The organism is Aeromicrobium sp., assembly GCF_032084975.1.
GTDB lineage: Bacteria > Actinomycetota > Actinomycetes > Propionibacteriales > Nocardioidaceae > Aeromicrobium.
In genome coordinates this window covers 1-23,210 of sequence record NZ_DAMDLR010000043.1, presented here as the reverse complement: position 1 = coordinate 23,210, position 23,210 = coordinate 1, and the positions used below count along the sequence as shown (strand labels likewise).

At 71.5% G+C, this 23,210-nt stretch carries 21 protein-coding genes; 6 read left to right on the top strand and 15 right to left on the bottom strand.

Going from position 1 to position 23,210, the window contains the following annotated elements; genetic code table 11:
* Window positions 1-448: FUSC family protein (locus tag RT323_RS11130; RefSeq protein WP_313408283.1), on the top strand; the 448-nt coding region annotated here is incomplete at its 5' end.
* On the opposite strand, the gene RT323_RS11125 is transcribed toward RT323_RS11130, so the two are convergent.
* The 9 genes from RT323_RS11125 to RT323_RS11085 all read right to left on the bottom strand — a co-directional run bounded on the left by RT323_RS11125 (window position 420) and on the right by RT323_RS11085 (window position 11,961).
* Window positions 420-1,556, bottom strand: coding sequence for a serine hydrolase domain-containing protein (locus RT323_RS11125; RefSeq protein WP_313408282.1), 1,137 nt, complete (start codon window positions 1,554-1,556; stop codon window positions 420-422). The two genes, RT323_RS11130 and RT323_RS11125, sit on opposite strands and share 29 nt — an antisense overlap.
* Before the next feature lie 18 nt (window positions 1,557-1,574).
* Window positions 1,575-2,114, bottom strand: coding sequence for a QsdR family transcriptional regulator (locus tag RT323_RS11120; protein ID WP_313408280.1), 540 nt, complete (start codon window positions 2,112-2,114; stop codon window positions 1,575-1,577).
* 56 nt (window positions 2,115-2,170) lie between these two features.
* Window positions 2,171-5,215 (bottom strand): hypothetical protein, encoded by a 3,045-nt coding sequence (locus RT323_RS11115; protein ID WP_313408278.1) that lies wholly within the window; start codon window positions 5,213-5,215, stop codon window positions 2,171-2,173.
* A 62-nt stretch (window positions 5,216-5,277) separates the two neighbouring features.
* Window positions 5,278-6,363: a glutamate 5-kinase gene (gene proB, locus RT323_RS11110; RefSeq protein ID WP_313408276.1), complete on the bottom strand. Its 1,086-nt coding sequence runs from the start codon at window positions 6,361-6,363 to the stop codon at window positions 5,278-5,280.
* Window positions 6,360-7,916: a GTPase ObgE gene (gene obgE / locus RT323_RS11105; RefSeq protein WP_313408274.1), complete on the bottom strand. Its 1,557-nt coding sequence runs from the start codon at window positions 7,914-7,916 to the stop codon at window positions 6,360-6,362. Before obgE ends, proB begins: the two co-directional genes overlap by 4 nt.
* An 86-nt stretch (window positions 7,917-8,002) precedes the next feature.
* Entirely contained in the window at window positions 8,003-8,257 is a 255-nt protein-coding gene (gene rpmA / locus RT323_RS11100) for a 50S ribosomal protein L27 (protein WP_313408271.1), read from the bottom strand.
* Window positions 8,258-8,269: 12 nt separating this feature from the next.
* Complete coding sequence (gene rplU, locus RT323_RS11095) at window positions 8,270-8,575, bottom strand: 50S ribosomal protein L21 (RefSeq protein ID WP_313408268.1); 306 nt, start codon at window positions 8,573-8,575, stop codon at window positions 8,270-8,272.
* A gap of 66 nt (window positions 8,576-8,641) precedes the next feature.
* Complete coding sequence (locus RT323_RS11090; protein ID WP_313408265.1) at window positions 8,642-11,050, bottom strand: Rne/Rng family ribonuclease; 2,409 nt, start codon at window positions 11,048-11,050, stop codon at window positions 8,642-8,644.
* A gap of 134 nt (window positions 11,051-11,184) precedes the next feature.
* The gene (locus tag RT323_RS11085) at window positions 11,185-11,961 is read right to left on the bottom strand and encodes a TIGR03936 family radical SAM-associated protein (RefSeq protein ID WP_313408264.1); all 777 of its coding nucleotides are present in this window, start codon (window positions 11,959-11,961) and stop codon (window positions 11,185-11,187) included.
* A 76-nt stretch (window positions 11,962-12,037) separates the two neighbouring features.
* On the opposite strand from RT323_RS11085, the gene RT323_RS11080 reads away from it, so the two are divergent.
* Both RT323_RS11080 and RT323_RS11075 read left to right on the top strand, forming a co-directional pair.
* A complete protein-coding gene (locus RT323_RS11080) occupies window positions 12,038-12,883 on the top strand; it encodes a CAP domain-containing protein (RefSeq protein ID WP_313408261.1) in 846 nt (281 codons plus the stop codon).
* Window positions 12,884-12,930: 47 nt separating this feature from the next.
* Entirely contained in the window at window positions 12,931-14,133 is a 1,203-nt protein-coding gene (locus RT323_RS11075) for an MFS transporter (protein WP_313408260.1), read from the top strand.
* Window positions 14,134-14,173: 40 nt separating this feature from the next.
* On the opposite strand, the gene RT323_RS11070 is transcribed toward RT323_RS11075, so the two are convergent.
* Genes RT323_RS11070 through RT323_RS11060 form a run of 3 tightly spaced genes read right to left on the bottom strand, consistent with a single transcriptional unit; the run spans window position 14,174 to window position 18,284 of the window.
* Window positions 14,174-14,572: a hypothetical protein gene (locus RT323_RS11070; protein WP_313408258.1), complete on the bottom strand. Its 399-nt coding sequence runs from the start codon at window positions 14,570-14,572 to the stop codon at window positions 14,174-14,176.
* Window position 14,573: 1 nt separating this feature from the next.
* A complete protein-coding gene (locus RT323_RS11065; RefSeq protein ID WP_313408256.1) occupies window positions 14,574-16,505 on the bottom strand; it encodes a TIGR03960 family B12-binding radical SAM protein in 1,932 nt (643 codons plus the stop codon).
* A 39-nt stretch (window positions 16,506-16,544) separates the two neighbouring features.
* Complete coding sequence (locus RT323_RS11060; RefSeq protein ID WP_313408255.1) at window positions 16,545-18,284, bottom strand: Ig-like domain repeat protein; 1,740 nt, start codon at window positions 18,282-18,284, stop codon at window positions 16,545-16,547.
* 182 nt (window positions 18,285-18,466) lie between these two features.
* On the opposite strand from RT323_RS11060, the gene RT323_RS11055 reads away from it, so the two are divergent.
* Window positions 18,467-19,210: a PspA/IM30 family protein gene (locus RT323_RS11055; RefSeq protein ID WP_313408254.1), complete on the top strand. Its 744-nt coding sequence runs from the start codon at window positions 18,467-18,469 to the stop codon at window positions 19,208-19,210.
* The gene (locus tag RT323_RS11050; RefSeq protein WP_313408253.1) at window positions 19,207-19,689 is read left to right on the top strand and encodes a DUF2505 domain-containing protein; all 483 of its coding nucleotides are present in this window, start codon (window positions 19,207-19,209) and stop codon (window positions 19,687-19,689) included. Before RT323_RS11055 ends, RT323_RS11050 begins: the two co-directional genes overlap by 4 nt.
* A gap of 123 nt (window positions 19,690-19,812) precedes the next feature.
* Here the strand turns inward: RT323_RS11050 and RT323_RS11045 are convergent, their stop codons facing one another.
* Window positions 19,813-20,109: a hypothetical protein gene (locus tag RT323_RS11045; RefSeq protein ID WP_313408251.1), complete on the bottom strand. Its 297-nt coding sequence runs from the start codon at window positions 20,107-20,109 to the stop codon at window positions 19,813-19,815.
* Complete coding sequence (locus RT323_RS11040; protein ID WP_313408249.1) at window positions 20,106-21,509, bottom strand: wax ester/triacylglycerol synthase family O-acyltransferase; 1,404 nt, start codon at window positions 21,507-21,509, stop codon at window positions 20,106-20,108. The genes RT323_RS11045 and RT323_RS11040 overlap by 4 nt, the downstream gene beginning before the upstream one ends.
* 155 nt (window positions 21,510-21,664) lie before the next feature.
* Between RT323_RS11040 and RT323_RS11035 the strand changes: the two genes are divergently transcribed.
* Window positions 21,665-22,435: a hypothetical protein gene (locus RT323_RS11035; RefSeq protein WP_313408247.1), complete on the top strand. Its 771-nt coding sequence runs from the start codon at window positions 21,665-21,667 to the stop codon at window positions 22,433-22,435.
* An 11-nt stretch (window positions 22,436-22,446) separates the two neighbouring features.
* Here RT323_RS11035 and RT323_RS11030 read toward each other — a convergent pair.
* Window positions 22,447-23,210 (bottom strand): CpaE family protein (locus tag RT323_RS11030; RefSeq protein WP_396172279.1); only part of this gene is annotated, 764 nt, incomplete at its 5' end.

Below are 23,210 nucleotides of genomic sequence, written 5' to 3'. Positions count from 1 at the left end.
CACGGCCGCGGTCGGGCTCGCCGCGGCGGCGGCGACGGCGTTCGGGCTCGGCCACCCCTACTGGGCCTCGGTCGGCGCGGCGGCGGCGACCGCGGGTCCGAGCACCCGCCACCGCATGGTCCGCGGACTCCACCGGGCCGTGGGCACGATCGCGGGCGTGCTCGTGGCTGCGGCTCTGCTGGCGCTGGACCTCGGCACCCTGCCGACGATCGTGCTGGTGATCGCCCTGCAGGTCGGTGCCGAGCTCCTGGCGGGACGCAACCACGCGATCGCGCTCGTGCTGATCACGCCCCTGGCCCTGCTGATGGTCCAGCTGGGGTCGCCCACCCCCGTCTCGACGCTGTTGGCCGATCGCCTGGTCGACACCGTGCTGGGTGTCGCCGTCGGACTGGTCGTCGTGGTGGCGGGCGACCGCTGGCTCACGCGAGCGCGGCGAGCACCTCGGTGAAGTAGGCCGCCGAGCGGTCCGAGCCGATGATCCCCGGCGCCATCTTGTTCATGACGTAGGACACCGTGAGTTCCCGGTCCGGGAACATGACGGTCAGGGATCCGCCCCAGCCGCCCCAGAAGCAGATGCGCTCGTCGGGGATGTACGGCAGCGTCGCCGGCTCGGGCAGGGCGAACCCGATCCCGAAGCGCAGCGGCACCCCGAGCACGAGGTCCACGTTGCGCGACTGCTCCCGGAAGATCAGGTCGATCGTCTCCTTCGACAGCAGCCGGACATCGTCGACCTCTCCCCCACGCGAGATCACCGAGAAGGTGCGAGCGAGCGCCCGTGCGTTGGTGTGGCCGTTCAGTGCGCCCATGTCGGCGCGGCGCCATTCGACCGTGTTCGCGGCGGCGGCGTCCGCGATCGGCCCCATGAACGTCCTGGCCATCGGCGACTCCAGGTCGATCTGCGAGAAGTCGATCGGCAGCGGCGGGGGCGGCACGATCTCGGCGATGCGGTCGTCGTCCTGCGGCCCCGCCCCGATGCGCAGGTCGACGCCGAGCGGACCCGCGATCTCCTCGGCGACGTACTGCTTCAGGCTGCGGCCCGTGACCCGGCGAACGATCTCGCCGAGCAGGTGCCCCTGGTTCATCGCGTGGTAGCCCGAGGCGGTGCCCGGCTCCCACCACGGCGCCTGCTCCGCGAGCCGCGACGTCGACAGGTCCCAGTCGTACATGTCCGGCACCGTGAAGGGCTGCTCCCAGCCGGAGACGCCCGACGTGTGCGCCATGACGTGGCGGACCAGGACCTGCTCCTTGCCGTTCTTGGCGAACTTGGGCCAATAGGCGGCGACAGGCGCGTCCACGTCGACGAGTCCGCGCTCCACCAACGTCAGCATCGCCAGCGCGGTGATCTCCTTGGTGGTCGACCAGACGTTGACGATCGTGTCGCGCTCCCACGGACGCGTGCGTGCGACGTCCGCGTAGCCACCCCAGAGGTCGACGAGGGTCTCGCCGCCTGAATCCACGCTGATCGCCGCGCCGAGCTCCTCCCCCGACTCCACGTTCGCGTCGAGAAGCTCGCGGAGCCGGTCGAAGCGGGGGTCCGCGTGTCCGTGTGTGGTCATGCTCTCTCCTTCATCCGGTCACCCGAGCAGGGCGACGAAGATCTGGTACGCCGCGTCGGCGTCCGGGGTGGCGCCGGCGATGAGGTCGGCGTAGATGAACGACTCGGCCACGCGCACCAGCGCCAGGGCGAGCGCCGCGGGGGCGAGGTCCACCGGGCCGGGCGGCTCGTGCTCGAGCAGGTCGCCGACCAGTGCCTGCATCCGGCCCTGGATCGGCGAGTCCGCCGTCGTGAGGATCCGCAGGGCGCGCGCCGGGTCGCGGTGCAGGAACTGCCGGAACCAGGGCTCGTCGATCAACAGCTGCACGTAGTCGCGCAGGACCTTGGCGGCACGATGCTCACCACCCGCGGGGTGGGCTGCCAGGCAGGCCGGCCACGTGATCGCCTCGGTCGTCTGCCACAGCGCCTCGGCGACTACGACGTCGCGCCGCCCGACCCGGCGGAAGACGGTGCTGCGATCGACGCCGACCTCCGCGGCGATCCGCCCGACGTCCACGGGCTCGCCCGCGACCAGGGCGCGCCGAGCGGCGCGCACGATCTGGTCGGCGGTGTGATCCACGCCACCATGCTGGCACGAGAGCGACCCCACGTGCACTGTTTTCGAAAAATGGTGCACTAGGTGGGCGGCAGCGCCGTGGCCCGCGCCGGCCCCACGGGCGGCAGGTGCACCGTCTCCCCCGTCCACCGTGCGACCAGCTCGCGGTACTCCGGCGTGTGCTGGTAGCCGCCGTGCGTCATGACGAGGGACCCGGGATCGCCCGACCCGTCCGGTCGCACCTCCAGCGTCGCTCGGTCGAGCAGCGGGTGGTCGTGGTCCGAGAAGACGCGATAGCCCAGCGGGTCGGAACGGCGGAACAGGTTGACCCAGTCGTAGGGCGACGCGAGCCGGTACCGCAGACCCTCCTTGACGCTCGGGTGACGGGCGCCGCGACCGGGCTTCGGGACGTCCGGCCACGCCTCGTGCAGCCGCGTCGGCCCGGTCGTGGGGACATATCCCAGCGCGCTCGGGCCTGCCGCGGCCGGGAACACCCGTCCGTACAGCGCCCGGATCTGGCTCCCGTACGTGAGCAGCCGCAGCTGGCGCGCCGTGCCGTTCAACCGGCTCGCGACCGCGACCGCGATCAACGAGCCCTGGCTGTGCCCCGACAGGACCACCACCCGGTCGGGATCGGACCCCAGTGCCCATCGGACGCGCGCCGTGATCTCGGGGACGACCCGCTCGGCGTAGCACGGCGGGGCGAAGGGGTGGGCGGACCGCGGCCAGAAGGTCGTGATGTCCCACAGCACGCCCACGTTCCGCCGCGCGGTCGGCGAGCGCCGGACGCGGGCGCCGACCATCATCATCGCGAGGCTGAGGCCGAGCGCCACGTACAGCGAGATCGCCGCGATCGGCCGCGACCACTCGGCCAGGGCCCACGGCGGGCGACCGCCCGATGACAGCGCGAGGGTCACCACGGCCAGCAGCGTCGTGACGGCGCCCACGCCGTCGAGCACCCGCTCGGCGCGGTGGGCCAGCGCAGCGGTGACGCGCGCGTCCTTCACCGCGGCCCGGTCCTGCTCGGGCACGACGGGGACGTCCTCGTCCACCCGCCGACGGATCCTCGGCGCCGCGTACCGGTGGAACCGCCACACCAGCAGGCCCGCCACGACGGCACCCGCCACGAGGAGCACGAGCTGCATCAGCGGGGTCCAGATCAGGATCTGCGGCACGACCAGCGGAGTCTGCGGCGGTTCGGTCACCTGCAGCGCGACGCGCCCCTGGGCCGCGTCGACCTCGAGGCACGGGACGTCGGCACGCCCGACGGCGCACGTCCCCGTGACCTCGAGGGCGCCCGCGGTGCGGAAGCCGTTCGACTCGCCTGTGCAGGCCTCGTCCCGGTCAGCGGGCTCGTTGCTGTAGCAGGACGACGCGAGCCGGACGGTCCGCGTGCCGCCGGGCAGGGCGATGGTCGCGTCACGGACCATCGTGGAGGCCATCGAGTAGAAGGACGCGCGCTCACCCGCCGCCCTGCTGCGCCGCGACAGGGCGTCGGTGCGGACCGTGCCGCTCGTGATGACGACCCTCTCGCCGTCCCGGACGATCCGTGCGCCCTCGAGGACGACGTCGCCCGCCAGGGTCAGCGGCTCGTCCTCCCACTGGGCGGACAGCGGCGACCTCTCGTTGCGGTCGGTGATCAGGTCGGACACCGACTGCGAGCCGCCGTTGAGGTAGTTGGCCGCACCCACGGCGGCGGACGAGGTGAACAGCAGCGCGACCATCGTGGCCGCTCCGAGGAGCACCGAGGCGGCCGCTCCGCCCCAGGCGAACACGCGGAACTCCCTCCTCCGCGATCTCGCGTGGTGGAACGCGACCAGCAGCACCCACGCCAGGACCGCGTACGCCGTCAGCTGCCAGGTCGGGACGTCCCACCCGCGCCAGACCAGCAGGAGCAGGGCGACGACGGCCAGCAGCGTGACCGACAGCCGCGTGCGCCCACCGATGAACACGATCACGTGGACGATCGTCAGCGCGACGAACAGGCCGATGAACCACACGTCCTCGCCGTACCAGGACATCTCGTCGGAAGCGACCTCCGTCGCCGTCGCGGGTCTCGGCAACGCGGCGCCCCACAGCAGCACCAGGTGCGCGACCGCGACCCCCAGGGCGAACGCCGCCAGCCAGCGCAGGTCCGCGCGACGCAGCACCTCGCCCGGCGTGGTGAGCCAGTGCCACCGTTCTCGGCGGAGCTCGTGCCGCGTCCCGAGCACCCAGAGCTGCCACGTGTCCCGGTACTCCAGGTCCTCCTCGTCGATCGTCAGGGCGCGAGCCGCCACGGCCAACGCCACCGCGGTCGCCGCGAGCGTCGTCACCCAGAGCCGGCCGCTCGCCTCCCGCGCGAGCAGGTGCACCCCCGTGAAGAGCACGATCGTCGCGAGGGCCGCCGCCACGTGCAGGTACAGCAGGTGGCGGGTGCGCTGCTCGCCCTGCCACATCTTCGGGTGCTGGAGGACGCAGTCGGCGCAGTCGTCGTGGGTCTCGTCACGGGAGGCCTGGGCCGGATGGTCGGCCGTGGCCTCGTACCGGGCCAGGCTCTGGCGCGTCAGCGCGACCAGGCCGGCGACGACCAGCATCGGCACGAGGGACATCAGCGCGATCCGCTGTCCGGCCTCGAGCATGGCCAACCCGTCCATCCAGTCCGGCAGCACCGGGCACGCGACGGCGTTCGCGCGGTAGCACTGCCACGCGACCAGGTCGATCGAGATGAAGCAGACGGTCAGCACGGCGATCACGGTCAGGATCAGCCCGCTCACCCGCACGGCGCGCAGTCCCCACCGCGCCTGTCCCGTGTTCTGGCCGACCTCCGTGCGGGCCCAGAACGCGAGGTTGACCAGCGCGAACGGCAGCAGGGCGAGCCAGAGCACCCGGGTGACCCACCCCCACAGGCCACGGACCCCCGAGGTCAGCTCCCCCCACGAGTACGCCTCGAGCGCCATGCCGGGAGGCAGGGTCCGCATCGGCGGGTCGGCCGCGCCCTTGATCCGGTAGAAGCCGGTGAGCCGGTCCCCGGCGACCTGCTCGACCTCGGCGGGATCGACACCCAGCATCGAGGCGGTCGGCGTGCCGCGCACACCGTGCACGCGCAGCTCCATCACGACCCTGCCTGCGTGCGGTGCGGACATCGGTCCACCTCCAGTGACTCCACGGTGTCACTGAAGGTGAGTCGCCCGCCAGCACCGGTGATTCAGGACAGCAGGATGAGGTCGTCGCGGTGGATGACCTCGCGCTGGCGCTCGGGTCCGAACCGGGCGCTCAGGTCGACGGTCGAGCGGCCCAGCATCTCGGGCAGCTCGGCACTGTCGAAGTTGACCAGCCCCCGCGCGAGCACGGTGCGGTCGGGGCCGACGACGTCGACCGGGTCACCGGCCGAGAAGTCGCCCTCGACGGCGACGATGCCCGCCGCCAGCAACGATGCGCCGCGCTCGACGACCGCGCGCCTCGCACCGTCGTCGAGGACGAGGCGGCCCTGCGTGTCACTGGCGTGCGCGAGCCACAGCAGGCGCGTGCCCCGGCGCTTGCCGGTGGGCAGGAAGAGCGTGCCGGCGGACCGTCCCTCGACCGCGTCCAGTGCGCGCGCGGCGGAGGTGAGCCGCACGGGGATGCCGGCGGCCGTCGCGATGCGCGCGGCCTCGATCTTGGTGACCATGCCTCCGGTGCCGACGGCCGAGCCGACGCGCGCGACGTCGATCCCGGCGAGATCCGCCTCGGACTCGACCGTCGCGATGGGTCGCGAGTCGGGCAGGTCGGGGTGGCCCGTGTAGAGGCCGTCGACGTCGGACAGCAGGATCAGCTGGTCGGCGTGGACCAGGTGCGCCACGAGGGCGGCGAGGCGGTCGTTGTCGCCGAAGCGGATCTCGGAGGTGGCGACGGTGTCGTTCTCGTTGACGATCGGCACGGCGCCCAGCTCGAGCAGCCTGGCGAAGGTCTGGTGGGCGTTGCGGTAGTGACTGCGGCGGCTCACGTCGTCGACGGTGAGCAGCACCTGCCCCACGACCAGTCCGGCCGCCGCGAACGCCTCGGAGTAGTGCGCGATCAGCGCGCGCTGGCCCACGGCGGCGGCGGCCTGCTGGGTGGGCAGGTCCCGCGGGCGGCGCGCCAGTCCGAGCGGCCCGAGGCCCGCGGCGATCGCACCGGAGCTGACGAGAACGACCTCGTCACCACGGGCCCGCACGGCCACGAGGGCGTCGACGACCGTGCCGATGAGGTCGGGGTCGAGGTGGCCGTCCGCCGTGGTGAGCGACGAGGAGCCGACCTTGACGACGACCCTCATCGATCGTCCTCGGGCACCTCGTCCGACCACTCGTCGTCGTCGCCGGGGTACTCCTCGTCGAGGTTCCACTCGAACGGCTCGGGCACGCGGCCCTCGGCGCGCGCGGCGGCGGCCTCGATCTCCCATGCACGCCGGGCGGCGAGCAGGGAGCGACGCTCCTTGTTGGTGCGCCGATCGCTCTGGTCGAGGCGCAGGTCCTCGCCACGGCGGCCGAGCACCTCGGCGCCGGCGGTGATGGTGGGATCGAAGTCGAAGACCACGGCGTCGTTCTCGGCTCCGATCACGACGTCGTCGCCAGCTTCGGCACCCAGCTTGAGCAGCTCGTCCTCGACTCCGAGCCGGTTGAAGCGGTCGGCCAGGAAGCCGACGGCCTCGTCGTTGCTGAAGTCGGTCTGTCGCACCCAGCGGGCGACCTTCTCGCCGGTGACGTGCCAGCGGCCGTCGATCTGGCGGACCTCGAAGTCGCGGCCGACACCGGACGGGGCCGGCGGGCGCAGCACGATGCGGGTGGCCTCGCGCTTGGGCTCGGCGGCACGACGCGCGGCGACGATCTCGGCCATCGCGAACGAGAGCTCGCGCAGGCCGGCGTGGCTGGCGGCCGAGACCTCGAACACGCGCAGGCCGCGCTCCTGGAGCTCGCCGATCACGAACTCGGCGATCTGGGCGGCGTCGGGCACGTCGGTCTTGTTGAGGGCGACCAGGCGGGGCCGGTCGCTCAGGTCGACGCCGGCGTTCTCGCCGTAGCGAGCGAGCTCGTTCTCGATGATGTCGAGGTCGGTGAGCGGGTCACGGCCCGGCTCGACCGTGGCGCAGTCGACGACGTGCACGAGCGCGGCGCAGCGCTCGACGTGGCGCAGGAAGTCGTGACCGAGGCCGCGACCCTCGCTGGCGCCCTCGATCAGGCCCGGCACGTCGGCGACGGTGAACGTCGTCTCGCCGGCCGTGACGACGCCGAGGTTCGGCACGAGGGTCGTGAACGGGTAATCGGCGATCTTGGGACGAGCGCGCGACAGCGAGGCGATCAGGCTGGACTTGCCCGCGGACGGGAAGCCGATCAGGCCGATGTCCGCGACCACCTTGAGCTCGAGCGTGACCGTGCGCTCCTCGCCGGGCTCACCCTTGAGGGCGAAGCCGGGAGCCTTGCGCTTGCTGGAGGCCAGCGCCGCGTTGCCCAGGCCGCCGCGGCCGCCGGCCGCGATGATCAGCTCGGTGCCGACGCCCACGAGGTCGGCCAGCACCTCGCCGTCCTGGTCACGCACGACCGTGCCGTCGGGCACGCGCAGCACGAGGTCGTCGCCGTGGGCGCCGCTGCGGTTGGAGCCGGCTCCGGGCGCACCGTTGGTGGCCTTGCGGTGGGGCTCGTGGTGGTAGTCGATGAGCGTCGTGACGTCGGGCGCGACGACGAGGATGACGTCGCCGCCGTGCCCGCCGTTGCCGCCGTCGGGTCCGCCGAGCGGCTTGAACTTCTCGCGGTGCACCGACGCCACGCCGTGGCCGCCGTTGCCGCCCGAGACGTGCAGGGTCACCTGGTCAACGAACGAGGGGATCGCCATGGTGTCTCCTGATGGCCTACGGGTGGGGGGAATGAGAAAAGGGCAGTCCGCCTCAGCGGACCGCCCTTCTCAGGAAGATCTGCGTGTCACTGCTCCGGAACGATGTTCACGACGCGACGGCCACGCTTGCTGCCGAACTCGACCGCACCGGCCGCGAGGGCGAAGAGCGTGTCGTCGCCACCACGGCCGACGTTCGAGCCGGGGTGGAAGTGGGTGCCGCGCTGGCGGACGATGATCTCGCCCGCGTTGACGAGCTGGCCGCCGAAACGCTTGACGCCGAGGCGTTGGGCGTTGGAGTCGCGACCGTTCTTGGTGGAGGCTGCGCCCTTCTTGTGTGCCATGTCGTCAGTCCCTTACTTCGTGATTCCGGTGATCTTGACCTGGGTGTACTTCTGACGGTGACCCTGGCGCTTCTTGTAACCGGTCTTGTTCTTGTACTTCTGGATGATGATCTTGGGGCCCTTGAAGCCACCCACGACCTCGGCGTCGACCTTGACCTTCGTCGCGTCGGAGCCCGACGTGATCTGGTCGCCGTCGACGAGCATGACGGCCGGGAGCTGGACGGTGTCGCCCTCGGCAGCCTGCAACTGGTCGATCGAGATGACGTCGCCAACCGCGACCTTGGCCTGGCCGCCGCCACTGCGCACGATTGCGTACACCACGGGATTCCTCACTTCGAACTGAAAAAAGTCATAGCGGCGCGCAGTGCGCACCGACTGTCCATGTTACTCGGGCGCACCATCGTCGGTCAAAACGGGTGCCTCACTCGACTGCGGAGCCTCGACCTGATCGGTCGCGGGAGCCGCCCCGAGAGTCGTTTCAGGCTGCGAGGACGCGGGCTGCGCCTCGGTGGCCTGCTCGGCCGGGGATTCGGCGGCCGGCGTCTCGGCGGCTGCCTCGTCGCCCTTCGCGTCGTCGCCCCGGCCCTGGCGCTGCTGGCGGCTGCCGCCACCGTTGCCGTTGCCGTTGTTGCCGCCACCGTTGCCGGTGCCGCTGCCGTTGCCGCCCTTGTTGTTGCGGCCGCCGCGGCGACCTCGGCGCGGTCCCTCGTCCTTCTTGGGCTCGACCGGCGCGTCCTCGATGACGACACCCCGGCCGCCGCACTCGGCGCAGTCGTGGCTGAACGACTCCAGCAGGCCCGTGCCGATGCGCTTGCGCGTCATCTGCACCAGTCCCAGCGACGTGACCTCGGCCACCTGGTGACGCGTGCGATCGCGACCGAGGCACTCGACGAGACGTCGCAGCACGAGGTCGCGGTTGCTCTCGAGCACCATGTCGATGAAGTCGATCACGATGATGCCGCCGAGGTCGCGCAGCCGCAGCTGGCGCACGATCTCCTCGGCCGCCTCGAGGTTGTTCTTGGTGACGGTCTCCTCGAGGTTGCCGCCGGAGCCGGTGAAGCGGCCCGTGTTGACGTCGACCACGACCATCGCCTCGGTGCGGTCGATCACGAGGGAGCCGCCCGAGGGCAGGTGCACCTTGCGGTCGAGGGCCTTGCGGATCTGCTCGTCCAGGCGGCGCTCGGCGAAGATGTCGTTCTCGCCTTCCCAGCGGTGGACGCGGTCCTCGAGGTCGGGCGCGACGTGCGAGATGTAGGCCGAGACCATGTCCCAGACCTCGTCACCCTGCACCGTCATCTTGGTGAAGTCCTCGTTGAACAGGTCGCGGATGACCTTGATCATCAGGTCGGGCTCGGAGTACAGCAGCTGGGGCGCCTTGCCGGCGGCCACCTTGCGCTCGATGTCCTCCCAGCGCGCCGTCAGCGCGGCGATGTCGCGCTGCAGCTGGTCCTCGGTGGCGCCCTCGGCGGCCGTGCGCACGATGACGCCGGCGCTCTCGGGCAGCGCCTCCTTCAGCAGGCCCTTGAGGCGCGCGCGCTCGTTCTCGGGCAGCTTGCGGCTGATGCCGTTGCTGCCGCCGCCGGGCACGTAGACCAGGAACCGGCCGGGCAGGCTGATCTGGCTTGTCAGCCGGGCGCCCTTCTGGCCGATCGGGTCCTTGGAGACCTGCACGAGCACGGTCTGGCCGGGCTGCAGGGCATCCTCGATCTTGCGCTGCTTGCCGTTCTGGATGTTCGACCAGTCGACCTCGCCGGCGTAGATGACGGCGTTGCGTCCCGCGCCGATGTCGACGAAGGCGGCCTCCATGCTGGGCAGCACGTTCTGGACCTTGCCCAGGTAGACGTTGCCGATCAGCGAGGTCTGCGACTCGCGCGCGACGTAGTGCTCGACGAGGACGTTGTCCTCGAGCACGGCGATCTGGGTGTGGTCGCCCTGCTGGCGCACGACCATCTCGCGCTCGACGGCCTCACGGCGGGCGAGGAACTCGGCCTCGCTGACGATCGGGGCGCGACGGCGTCCGGCCTCGCGGCCTTCGCGACGGCGCTGCTTCTTGGCCTCGAGGCGGGTCGAGCCGCTGACGCCGGTGATCTCGTCCTCGGCCGTACGGCCCTCGCGGACCTTGACGACGGTGTTCTCGGGATCGTCGGCCGTCGTCTCGGCGCCTTCACCGGCGCGGGCGCGGCGACGGCGTCGGCGGGTGGAGCCGGACGAGGACTGCTCGTCGTCACCGGACTCGGCGTCCTTGGCCTGGTCGTCGGTCGACTGATCGTCGTTCTCGTCGTCGCCGTTGTCCTGGTCGCTCTTGCGGCGACGCCGGCCGCCTCGGCGACGGCGGCGACGGCCGCCCTCACCGGAGTCGTCGTCGCCGGACCCGTCGTCGTCGCGATCGTCCTGGTCGACGTCGTCCTCGTCGGGGTCGACCTTCTTCGGCCGCGCCGGGGCCAGCTCGGCGGGAGGCGCCTGGAACATCGCGCCGACGGGCGGCGGGGAGAAGGCCGGGGCCGTGGCGGCCTTGCGCGCGGGCTTCTTCTTGACCTCGGGCTCGATGTCGTCGCGAGGTTCCTCGACCTCAGCGTCGGCCTCGGCCTCGTCGGGCTCAGGCTCAGGCTCAGGTTCCGGCTCGCGCTTCTCGCTGGGCGGCGCGAACACCGCCGCCGGCGGCCCGGCCGGACGGCCCACCGCACGACGGCGCGTGCGCGTCGTCGTGACGATCTCGGGCTTCTCCGCCGGCGCCGTCGCGTCGTCGGCCTCCGCGGTCTCGGGCGTGTCAGGGGTGTCGTTCGGATCGAGCATGTGCTCTCCTTCGCCCGGCAGCGGCGCAGCCATCACCGGGCTGGTCAACGGTCCCGCAGGACCTCAAGTCTGTCTGCAGGACGGCGCTAGGCCTGTCACGTGGCTAACCTTCGACCCGCCGCGGTCAGCACCCGTCAGGGTGCGTCGCGGTCGGGGGCGAGCGGATCGCCGACCGTTCCGGTCCGCTCATCCAGCGGCCCTTGGTCCGAGCGGGTCGCCAGAGGCGCCTTCTCGATCGGCAGGCCGCACAGGGTGCGCAGTCCGGAGATCACGTCGTCCGGTCGTACCGACGGGGTGTCATGGCGTACGACCACGTCCAGTATCGCACACTCGTCGGCTCCCACCCGGTCACTGACGCCCAAGGAGACGACCGCGGCACGGCAGTCGAAGGTGCGCAGGCCGCGTTTCATCATGCGCTCCACCAGCACCTCGTCGCGCTCGAGGAAGATGCCCACGGCGGCGCGCGCGGCCTCGACCGAGACCTCGGGAAGCTCGATGAGCCAGCGGCTGGCCTGCAGGCGGTCGGCCAGCGCTCCCCCGGGCGAGACCACGACGTCGACGACGTCGAGCCCCTGGGGCAGCGCCTCGTCGAGGGCGGCCTGCACGTCGCCGGGCTCCATCGGACGGGTCAGGCCGATCTCGAGGAACTCGGCCTCGCTCGCGGCGCCGGTGGGCGAGGCGTTGGCGTAGGAGATCTTGGGGTGCGGCGAGTAGCCGGACGAGTGGCCGATCGGCAGCGCGGCCCGGCGGATCGCACGTTCGAAGGCGCGGGCGAAGTCGCGGTGGCTCGTGAATCGCATGCGTCCCCGCTTGGCGTAGCGGATCCGCAGCTTCTGCACGATGGGCAACTGCGGGTTGGGCGCCTCGGGATTGGGGGTTCCCTCGAGCGTCTTGCTGCCGTCGTTCGTCACCTCACCAGCCTACGTGGGCTCGGGACACTGGCGTGACGCGGCGATCTGCGTGACAGTTGAGACGGGAGGGACCGACATGCCGAATCGATCCAGCACCGCCGGGCGCCCGCTGCGCGTCCTCGTCCTGGCCGTCACCGCCATGGCCCTCGCGGTGGGCACCGCCCCGGCCGAGGCCGCCCGGAAGGCGCCGACACAGGTGCGCAAGTGGAGCACCACGACCCAGACCGTCGCGCCCGGCGCCACGGTGAAGGCGTCGGTGAAGGTGATGAGCCGGGGCAAGCCCTCGAAGCGGCGCATGGTGATCCTGCAGCGGTACTCCGGCGGCCGCTGGGTGCGCGCGGCGCACGCGCGCACCTCGAGGTACGGCAACGCCACGCTGCGCATGAAGGTCGGCGCCCGCGCGGGCGTCACCCACCGCCTCCGGATCAAGGTCAACGCGTCGCGCACGAGCAAGGTGCGGATCACGCGCGCGAGGAAGGTCCTCGTCCGCTCCGCCACGTCGTCGGCGACGGCTCGACGCATCCTCGCCCTGGTCAACCAGGCCCGCGCGACGAGTCGCCAGTGCGGCGGCACGACTCACCAAGCGCGAGGTCCGCTGACGCTCGACACGCGCCTGAACGCAGCGGCGCAGGGCCACGCGCGGGACATGGCGGCGAACGACTACTTCGACCACACCGGACGCGACGGCTCGAACGTGGGCGACCGCGTCACGCGCCAGGGCTACGCGTGGAGTGCCGTCGGCGAGAACATCGCCGCGGGCCAGCGGACCGCCGAGGGGGTCATGCGCGCCTGGCTCGACAGCCCCGGCCACTGCTCGAACATCATGAGCGGCAGCTACACCGAGCTCGGTGTCGGCCTGGCCACCAACTCGGCGTCCCGGTACGGCATCTACTGGGCGCAGAACTTCGCGGCGCCGCGCTGACCGACCCGTCAACCCCGGCGCGAGACGTCAGTGACGGGTGTGCGTAGATGGAGCGCGTGCCCGCCGACTCCCCCACCACGCGTGGCCGCTGGCTCGTCGGCGCCGCGATCGTCCTGCTCGCCCTGAACCTGCGGGTCCTCGTCGCCAGCGTCGGCGTGGTCCTGCCCGAGATCCGTGCCGACCTCGCGATGAGCCCGACGACGGCCGGCGTGCTCACGACCCTGCCCGTGCTGTGCTTCGCGGTGATCGGCTTCAGCTCCGGTGGTCTCGTGCGCCGGTTGGGCGTGCATCGCTCGACCGTGGCCCTGTTGGCCGTGCTGGCGACCGGACTCGTGGCGCGCACCCTGGTCGACACCACACCGCTGTTCCTCGGGACCACGGCCCTGGCGCTCGCGGGGGCTGCCGTCGGCAATGTGATCCTGCCGCCCCTCGCGAAGGTGCACTTCCCCGATCGCATCCCGCTGATCAGCGCCCTCTACGGCGCGGCGATCATGGCCGGCGCCACGCTCGCGTCGGTCACCACGGTGCCCTTGGCGGAGATGCTCGACGGCTGGCGTCCGGGCCTGGCGGCGTGGGCCGTGCTGGCCGTCGTCACGATGCTGCCGTGGCTGACCCTGCTCGGGCACGACGTGCACACCGGCCCCGGATCGGGTGATCGACTCCCCATGGGGAAGGTCATCCGCTCGCCGCTGGCCTGGGCGATGGTGCTGTGCTTCGGCGCCCAGTCCGCCAACGCGTACACCCAGTTCGGCTGGTACCCCGAGATCCTCACGGACAGCGGGATCGGCGAGAACGAGGCCGCAATCCTGCTCGGCGTGCTCACGGGGGTCGGCATCCCCGTGACGCTCGCGCTGCCGTGGCTCATGGCGCGCACGGGAGACCGGCCGACCCTGCCGGTCTTCTTCGGCCTCGCCACCGCCTCGGGCTGGCTCGGCGTGCTCATCGCCCCGTCGAGCGCTCCCCTGCTGTGGTCGGTCCTGCTCGGCGTGGGAGGAAGCGCCTTCACATGGGTCCTGGCGATGATCGGCAAGCGCACCCGCACGCCCGCGGCGACGACGGCGCTCTCGCTGCTCACGCAGGGACTGGGCTACCTCATCGCCGCCCTCGGGCCCTTCGGCGTCGGCGCGCTGCACGACGCGACGGGCTCGTGGACCGCTCCCCTGCTGGCGCTCATCGGGTCGTCCGTCGTCATCGCCGTCGCCGGCTCGGTCATCAGCCGCCCCCGGATGCTCGAGGACACCCTGCGCTGACCCGCGCCCTGCCCCCTTTTGTGAAACCGGCGCGGCTGAGTCAGTCCGGCGTGTCGAATCGGCGATCCAGGACGTCCATCGCGTAGGACAGCACGCCGCCGGCCGCTGCCAGGACTAGTCGGGGACGTCGTACCCCGTGACGCACCAGGAACCGTTCGGCCTCGCGGTCGAGGACCAGGGCCAGGGCCATCGCACCGGCGGACGCGATCCCCGCAGCGGCACCGACGGACGCAGCCACGGGTGCCGGTGCCGGCTCCTGCTGCAGGCCGAAGACGTGGGGACGGCTCAGCGCGGTGAAGGCGCCACCGCCCGCCAGCGCCCCGGTCCCGGCGAGCAGGACGGTGCGCACCGGGCGCGGTGCGCGCCAGATCGGGACCGTCGAGACGGCCGCGGTGACCAGGGCGAGGACGACCGACTGACGCGGCGACTGGGCACCCATGTCACACCACCGACAGCGGCAGGAGCTTCTGCCCGGTCGGACCGATCTCGATCTGGAGGTCGAGCTCCGGGCACACACCGCAATCGAAGCACGGCGTCCAGCGGCAGTCCTCGACCTCGAGGGCGCCGTCGGGATCGATGGCGTCCTGCCAGTCCTCCCACAGCCACTCGCGGTCCAGGCCCGAGTCGAGGTGGTCCCACGGGAGCACCTCGTCGTGGTCGCGCTCGCGCGTCGTGAACCAGTCGAGGTCGACGCCCAGCGGCACCAGCACCTCGGCCGACTTCTGCGCCCAACGGTCGTAGCTGAAGTGCTCGCTCCAGCCGTCGAACCGTCCGCCGTCGCGCCACACGGCCTCGATGATGCCGCCGACGCGGCGGTCACCACGCGACAGCAGTCCTTCCACGATGCCGGGCTTGCCGTCGTGGTAGCGGAAGCCGATGGCCTTGCCGTAGCGCTTGTCGGACTGGACCGAGGCGCGCAGCTTGCGCAGGCGCTCGTCGGTCGTCTCGTGGTCGAGCTGCGACGCCCACTGGAACGGCGTGTGCGGCTTCGGCACGAAGCCGCCGATCGAGACGGTGCAGCGGATGTCCCGGCGACCCGAGACCTCGCGACCCGTGTCGATGACGCGCTTGGCCAGCTCGCCGATCTGCAGGACGTCCTCGTCGGTCTCGGTCGGCAGGCCGCACATGAAGTAGAGCTTCACCTGGCGCCAGCCGTGCGAGAACGCGGCGGAGACGGTGCGGATCAGGTCGTCCTCGCTGACCATCTTGTTGATGACCTTGCGCATCCGGTCGCTGCCGCCCTCGGGCGCGAACGTCAGGCCCGAACGACGACCGTTGCGGCTGAACTCGTTGGCGAGGGTGATGTTGAAGGCGTCCACGCGCGTCGACGGCAGCGAGAGGGACGTGTTGGTGCCCTCGTACCGGTCGCCCAGCTGCTTGGCGACCTCGCCGATCTCGGAGTGGTCGGCGCTGGACAGGCTCAGCAGGCCGACCTCCTCGAAGCCGGACTGCTTCAGGCCGTTGTCGACCATCTGGCCGATCGTCCGGATCGAGCGCTCGCGGACGGGGCGCGTGATCATGCCGGCCTGGCAGAAGCGACAGCCGCGCGTGCAGCCGCGGAAGATCTCGACGCTGAACCGCTCGTGCACCGTCTCGGCCAGCGGCACGAGCGGCTTCTTCGGGTACGGCCAGCTGTCGAGGTCCATCAGGGTGTGCTTGGCGATGCGCTGCGGGACGCCGGGACGGTTGGGCGTGATCGCGGCGATCTGGCCGTCCGGCCGGTACGTCACGTCGTAGAACTTCGGCACGTACACGCCGCCGGATGCCGCGAGGCGCGCCAGCACCTCGTCGCGGCCGCCGGGGCGGCCCTCGGCCTTCCACTCGCGCACGACCTCGCTGATCGCCAGCACGACCTCCTCGCCGTCGCCCATGACGGCGGCGTCGACGAAGTCGGCGATCGGCTCGGGGTTGAACGCGCTGTGACCGCCCGAGACGACGATCGGGTGCGAGTCGTCGCGGTCGACCGCGTGCAGCGGGATCGCGGCCAGGTCGAGGGCGGTGAGCAGGTTCGTGTAGCCCAGCTCGGTCGAGAAGCTGATGCCGAACAGGTCGAAGGCGCCCACCGGGCGGTGCGCGTCCACGGTGAACTGCGAGATGCCGTGCTCGCGCAGCACGGCCTCCATGTCGGGCATGACCGCGTACGTGCGCTCGGCCAGGATGCCGTCACGCTCGTTGAGGACCTCGTAGAGGATCTGGACGCCCTGGTTCGGCAGGCCGACCTCGTACGCGTCCGGGTACATCAGGGCCCAGCGGACGTCGGCCTCGTCCCAGTCCTTGACGGTGGAGTTCAGCTCACCGCCGATGTACTGGATCGGCTTGGAGACACCCGCGAGCAGCGGCTCGAGACGGGGGTACACGGAGTCGACAGGCATGGCACCAGCCTACGTGGCTCGCACAGTGCCGCCGACCGCCTACTTCCGCTTCGTGACCTCGATCGTGTGGACCGCGCTGCGCGAGGGCTCGAGCAGGTCGTTGCCGTCGAACGTCGCCGTGAACCGGTGCGTGCCGTCCGGCACCTGCTGGAGCGGGACCGTCAGCTTGGCGCCCTTCATCGGTCCGGTGTGGAGCACCTTGGAGCCGTAGGTCACCGTGACCATGCCCGACGCGGCGGCGGCCTGGTGCGCGGAGCCGACCGAGATCACCAGCTTCGCCTTCGCGGCGTTCTTGGAGGTGATCGCCGAGGGCCCCGCGATGCGCGTCGTGGACGGCTCCTGGACCGTGAGGACGTGCGTGGGGCCCACCGATGCGGTCTGGAAGCTCGATCCTGCGTACCGGACCGCGAGGCGCCGGACACCGGGAGCGAGCGTGGGCAGCGCGATCGTGACGGTACCGCGACTCGCGGCGGTCAGGGACGCCGCGGCGACCTCGACGCCGTCGGCGAGCACCGCGACCTTGCCCGACGTCGGCGCGACCCGCCGGGCCGTGCCGACCGTCGCGGTGACCGTGGCGGACTGCCCCGAGCGGACGGTCGCGGTACTGACGCTCGACGTCACCGCCGTGGGCTCGACGACCGCGAACCGGGTGGTCTTCGAGTACGAGCGGCGCACACCCTTGCTGCCCCAGTACGTGGCCCGGACCGTGTGGGCACCCGGGGCGAGGGCGGGCAGGCGGACGCTGACGCGGCCCTTCTTCCGGATGGTCAGCTTCGGTGCGGCGACGAGCTTGCCGTCGACGTAGACCGAGACCGCGTTCGTCATCGCACGGCCGTCCTGCGATCTCACCACGACCGGCACGGTGGGGCGCGTGCCGTGGGCGACGGTCGCCGGCACGGACACCGTCGTGGTCGAGGAGACCACCTTCGGCGGCTTCGTGACGGTGACCTTGATCGTGCGGCTCGTGCCCGGCTTGACGGTGCTGCTGCCGTCGAACACCGCCGAGATCCACTGCTTCCCGCGCTTCATCCGCGGGATCGTCACCGTCGCCCTGCCCTTCGAGGCGACCGTGAGCTGGGTCGTCGCCACCGTGACGCCGCCGCGTCGAACTCTCAGGCGACCCTGCGGGACGACGCCGCCCGAGGCCGCGACGCGGACGGTGACCTTCGGCGCGACGCGCGTGCTCACCTTGGCCGCGGAGGACACCGAGACCGAGGCCGCCGCCTTGGCGGGCTTGGGGGCCGGGGCGGGCGCCGGAGCGGGCGTGGGAGCCGTGGTCCCCGGCGTCACGAAGTGGATGAACCGCTCGGGGTACCAGGAGGCGCCCGTCAGCACCTTGTACCGGCGGTAGACCTTCGAGGTGTAGCTGTCCTCCGAGAGGATCAGGTAGCCGTTGCCGACCTCCTCGACGTACGCGACGTGGCTGGACCTCTTCGACCACTGCCCGATCGCGCCGACGGCCGGCCGCTGGTTGACGGTGTAGCCCAGCTTCTTCGCGTTCGTGTGCCAGTCGCGGGCGTTGCCCAGCAGGATGCGCGGCTCTGGCACGCCCGCCTGCTGCATCCGGTACGCCGCGTAGTTCGTGCAGTTGTGCCCGCCGTACATCCGCCAGTGCATCTTGTGCATCACGGCGGCGTAGCCGGAGGTGTCGCACGCGGCCACCTGCGCCTTGGTCTTGGCGGTGCAGATCACGGTGAATGCCTGCGCCGGAGCGCCGACGGCAGCGAGACCGGCCATGGCAATGAGGCACACCAGTCCCACAAGTCCCAAACGACGCATGACCGACATCGTAGGGCAGCGACACGCCGAAGTGAACTTAAACCCGACCTTTAAGGTTTGGTTGTGTTAATGACACGACTGTAGTTCCAGCGGGCGCGAGGCGAGTTGCGACCGCTTTGTGAGGTGGACCATGATCGATCGGGTGAGGGCCCTCCGGCCTCCGACTCTGCAGAGGAAAGAACATGGCACAGAAGCAGTCCATCCTCGGACGCATCGCCCAGCTGACCAAGGCGAACGTCAACGCGCTGATCGACAAGGCCGAGGACCCGCAGAAGATGCTCGACCAGATGGTCCGCGACTACACGAACTCGATCGCCGAGGCCGAGCAGGCCGTGGCGCAGACGATCGGTGGCCTGCGCCTGGCGGAGGCCGACCACGCCGAGGACGTCGCCGCGGCGAAGGAGTGGGGCGCCAAGGCCCTCGCCGCCTCCAGCAAGGCCGACCAGCTGCGTACCGGCGGCCAGCCCGCCGAGGCCGACCGCTTCGACCAGCTCGCGAAGGTCGCGTTGGGCAAGCAGATCTCGGCCGAGAACGAGGCCAAGGCCGCGGCACCGATGATCGCCCAGCAGAGCGAGGTCGTCGAGAAGCTCAAGACCGGCCTCATCGGCATGAAGGGCAAGCTCACCGAGCTGCAGGCCAAGCGCGACGAGCTCGTGGCGCGCCACCGCACCGCCGAGGCGCAGGCGCAGGTCAACGACGCGATCAAGTCGATCGACATCCTCGACCCGACGAGCGAGCTGAGCCGCTACGAGGACCGGGTCCGCCGCGTCGAGGCGAACGTCCTGGGCCAGCAGGAGCTCAACACCTCGAGCCTGGACTCGCAGTTCGCCGAGCTGGAGGCCGACGCCGGCCAGCTCGAGATCGAGGCGCGCCTGGCCGAGCTCAAGGGCCTGGGGTCCACCACCACGACCGAGGAGAACGCGTGAAGCTCAGCGAGCGGTACGAGTACCCCGCCAGCCCCGACCAGGTCTTCGCGCTCGTGAGCGACCCGACCTTCCGCGAGGAGTCCTGCGTGCACCAGGGGGCGCGAGAGCACAGCGTCTCGGTGACCACCGAGGGCACCACCACCGTCATCACGATCGAGCGCACGATGGAGTCGGACATGCCCGACTTCATCAAGAAGCTCACGGGCGACACGGTCACGGTGACGCAGGTCGAGAAGTGGGGCCCGGCCGATGCAGCCGGCTCGCGCACGGCCGACGTCGAGGTCGACATCCACGGCCAGCCCGCGCGCATGCGCGGCACGTCGACGATCGCGGCGTCCGGCGCCACCACGGTGATGACGCTGGATGGCGATGTGAAGGTCTCGCTGCCGCTCATCGGCAAGCGCATCGAACCCGAGGTGGCCAAGGCTATCTCGGCCTCGCTGCGCGAAGAGGTCGAGTTCGGCACGACCCGGCTCTGAGCTCACCACCACGAAGGACCGCCCCACGGGCGGTCCTTCGTGCGTCATGGGCCCTGCGCAGGTGGGCCTGCGTCCTGCGGTCGGACGCCGTGGACGGGGCGGCGGGTCCTCGGCAGGACTGACTCACACAGCCAGGAGCGCGATCACCTGGTCGAGCTCCTGCGGCGCGTACCAGGCCAGATCGCCGCTGCCGTCGGCGTCGAGGTGGAACGCCCGGACGTCCTGCGGACGGATCGCGGCGTCGGCGGTCTCGACCTCGGCGGTGATGACGAGGGCGCCCTGCTCGGCCGCGACCAGCAGCGCGTCGTACTCGTCCTCCTCGTCGTCGGAGACGGCGATGAGCGCCTCCAGCTCGACGGGACGATCGTCCGCGAGCTCGCGCAGGTGCTCGATGGTGGCCGGCGCGTAGACCCGGATCATGGCCGCTTCCTTCCGCGTGGGGCCCGCGTGCGCTGGGACCCGATGGTCTCGGTGAGCTCTTCCAGCGCCTCGAGCACGCACTGTCCGAGCACGTCCGCGTCGGGCACCGCCTCGCGATCGGCCACGATCCCGAAGAAGACGTGGCCGTCGTACGAGGTGACGCCGATCGAGATCGTACGGTGCCCCGTCAACGGGATGGCGGGGAAGATCTCGCGGAGCTGCTGGCCCGCCATGTACACCGGGTCCTGCGGGCCGGGCACGTTGGTGATCACCAGGTGGTAGGGCCGGTTCGCCTCGTCGGCCGCGACGCGCGCGCCGACGGCGTGGAACGTCGAGGTGGCGAAGCCCGGCAGCTCGGCCAGCTTGTTGGCCGCGACCGCGGAGCCCATCTCGCGGTGTCCCTGCAGGGCGTAGGACACCTGGTGCAGGCGCACGACGGCGTTGGCCTCTCCCACCGGCAGCGAGAGCATCAGTCCGCGCACCAGCGGTCCGAGCGACGTGGGCAGGCCGCCGGCCTCGGACCCGTCGCGGGCCACCGACATGGGCACGAGCGCTCGCAGGCTGGTCTTGGCCGTCACCGGCTCGGCGCGGGTCAGCATCCAGCCGCGCAGGCCGCCCGCGATCGCGGCCAGGATGACGTCGTTGATCGTGCCGCCGTGCTCGTCGCGCACACGGCGGAAGTCGGCGAGCGGTGCGTTCAACGTCGTGAAGCGTCGGTGCCGCGAGAGCGTGGCCGTGAGCGGTCCGTGGGAGGACGCGTCCGGTCCCAGCACGGGCAGGTGGGACACGACCCGCCCCCACTGGTACTCGGCGTTCCACAGCAGCTCGCCCGGTCGCGCCAGCTGCGCGCGCACCGAGCCGGTGACCAGCTCGACCGGCCCGGGGTTCGCGTGCGGGCGCCACTCCTCGTGCGGGATGGTGCGGTCGCGCTGCGTCTCCTCGAGGAGCACCTGCGCCAGGTCGACGGTGTGCGATCCGTCGACGAGCGCCTGGTGCGACTTGAACAGCAGCGCCAAGGCGCCACCCTCGAGCCCCTCGATCAGGTAGAGCTCCCACAGCGGACGGTCGTGGTCGAGCCGGCGCGCGATGAGCCGGCCCACGAGGTCGTGCAGGGCGTCGCGCCCGCCAGGGCGGGGAAGCGCCGACCGGCGGACGTGCAGCGACAGGTCGAAGTGATGGTCGTCGACCCACACCGGCATGCCGATGCCGCCCGGGATGCGACGCGGCACCTGGCGGTACCGCGGGACGAGGTCGATGCGCTCGTTGATGACCTGGATCAGCCGGTCGTAGTCGAGGGGCCGGTCTCCCGGCTCGAGGATCGCGAGCGAGGCGACTTGTCGCGGCGTCTCGGGATGGTCCTGGTGCAGGAACATCGCGTCGAGCGGGCTCAGTCGTTGCATGCCTTGCCTTGCTGTCGTGGCTTCGGTCCGGTTCCGACCGTAGCCCAGAAACGTATCAGCCGGAGTCATCGGCGACTCTCCGTCCACGCGCGTCGAACCTCGACGCGTGGCAGTGCGCCGTGCCATTCTTCCCCGAACGAAACGGAGGCCCCACCATGACCGCTGGCACCACCGTCACGGACCGGGAGAGCAGCTGGCGCGATGCCGCCGTCGCTGCTGCCCACCGGCTGGCCGTGGCGTCGTGCGTCGGGGCACTCCTGGGGCTGGTGGTGGGCGGGGTCGGCGGTCGGCTGTTCATGGGCCTGCTGGCGAGTCTCAACGCCGAGGACCACGGCGTCACCACGAGCGACGGCTTCCCGATGGGCGAGCTCACCGCGGCGGGGACCGCCAACCTGCTCCTCGTCGGGACCGCGCTGGGCGTCCTGGGCGCCGGGACCTACCTCACCGTACGGACGCTCGCGATCGGCCCGGGGTGGTTCCGTCGCCTGTCCGTGATGCTCGGCGGGACCGTGACGGTGGGCGCCGTCCTCGTGCACGAGGACGGTCCCGACTTCACCCTGCTCGAGCCGACATGGGCTGCGATCGGCCTCACCCTGGCGGCACCGTTCGCCTTCTGCCTGGCCGTGGGGCCGGCGGTCGATCGCGCCGTTCGCGACGAATCGTGGTGGATGCGCACGCCCGCGACGTGGATCGGGCTGGCGCCGTGGGCCTTCCCCCTGTTCGTCGCCACGCCGCTGGTCGTGGGGGCGTGGAGCCTGGGACGCGTCGTGTCCTCGAGGCCACCCGGATCGTCGATCCGCCAGGCCGGACCGTGGGTCGCCCGAGCCGTCCTCGTGGTCGTGTTCCTGCTCGGCGCCGCTCGGCTCGTCTCGGAGATCATCGCGATCTACGACACCGTCTCGACGGGGCGCTACCTGCTGGGCTGAGCTCGCCTTCGTCAACGGACCGCCACCAGGTCCGTCGTGAGCCGCTCGACCCGGGACACGTAGCCCGACGTGGGCGCGACGTCGCGCAGCGGGCGTCCCGCCATCAGGGCGAGGTCGTGACCGACCGCGTCGTGCGGCAGGAACGCCCATGGCGTGTGCCCCGTCAGGTCACGGACCGTCGCCGACACCTCGCGCTCGGACCAGCCCAGCGAGGTCCGGAACCCGTTCATCACGAGCCGTGGGGGACGGCGCCACGGCCCCGCGTCGGCCACGGCCCGCACGAAGCGCGCAAGTCCCACGGGGTCGACCCGGCCGATCGCGAGCACCTCGTCCGCGACGTCGAGCAGCCGACGGGTGACCTGGTCGCGCGAGGGCCCGCTGCCGGCTCCGGCGTCGACACCGAACCCACAGTCGACCACCACGAGGTCGTGGTCGTGCCGCAGCGTGCGCAGGACCGTCTCGAGCGCATCGGGACGCAGGTGGTGCCACATGTCGGCGCGCGGCACACCGGTCAGCAGGTGCCACGTGGGCCCGAGGGACAGGAGGTGACCGGCGATGCCGTCGGGACGGCCGCGGTTGACGTCCCGGCACGCCGCCATCACGCCGCTGACCTCGTCGAGCACACCGAGCAGCTGACTGATCGAGCCGCCGTACGCGTCGGCGTCGACGAGCACCGTGCGATGCCCGTTCGCGGCAGCGGCGGCCGCGACCGAGACGGCCAGGCTGCTGCGGCCGGGCGCACCCGTCGGACCCCAGACGGCCACGAGCCGGCCGG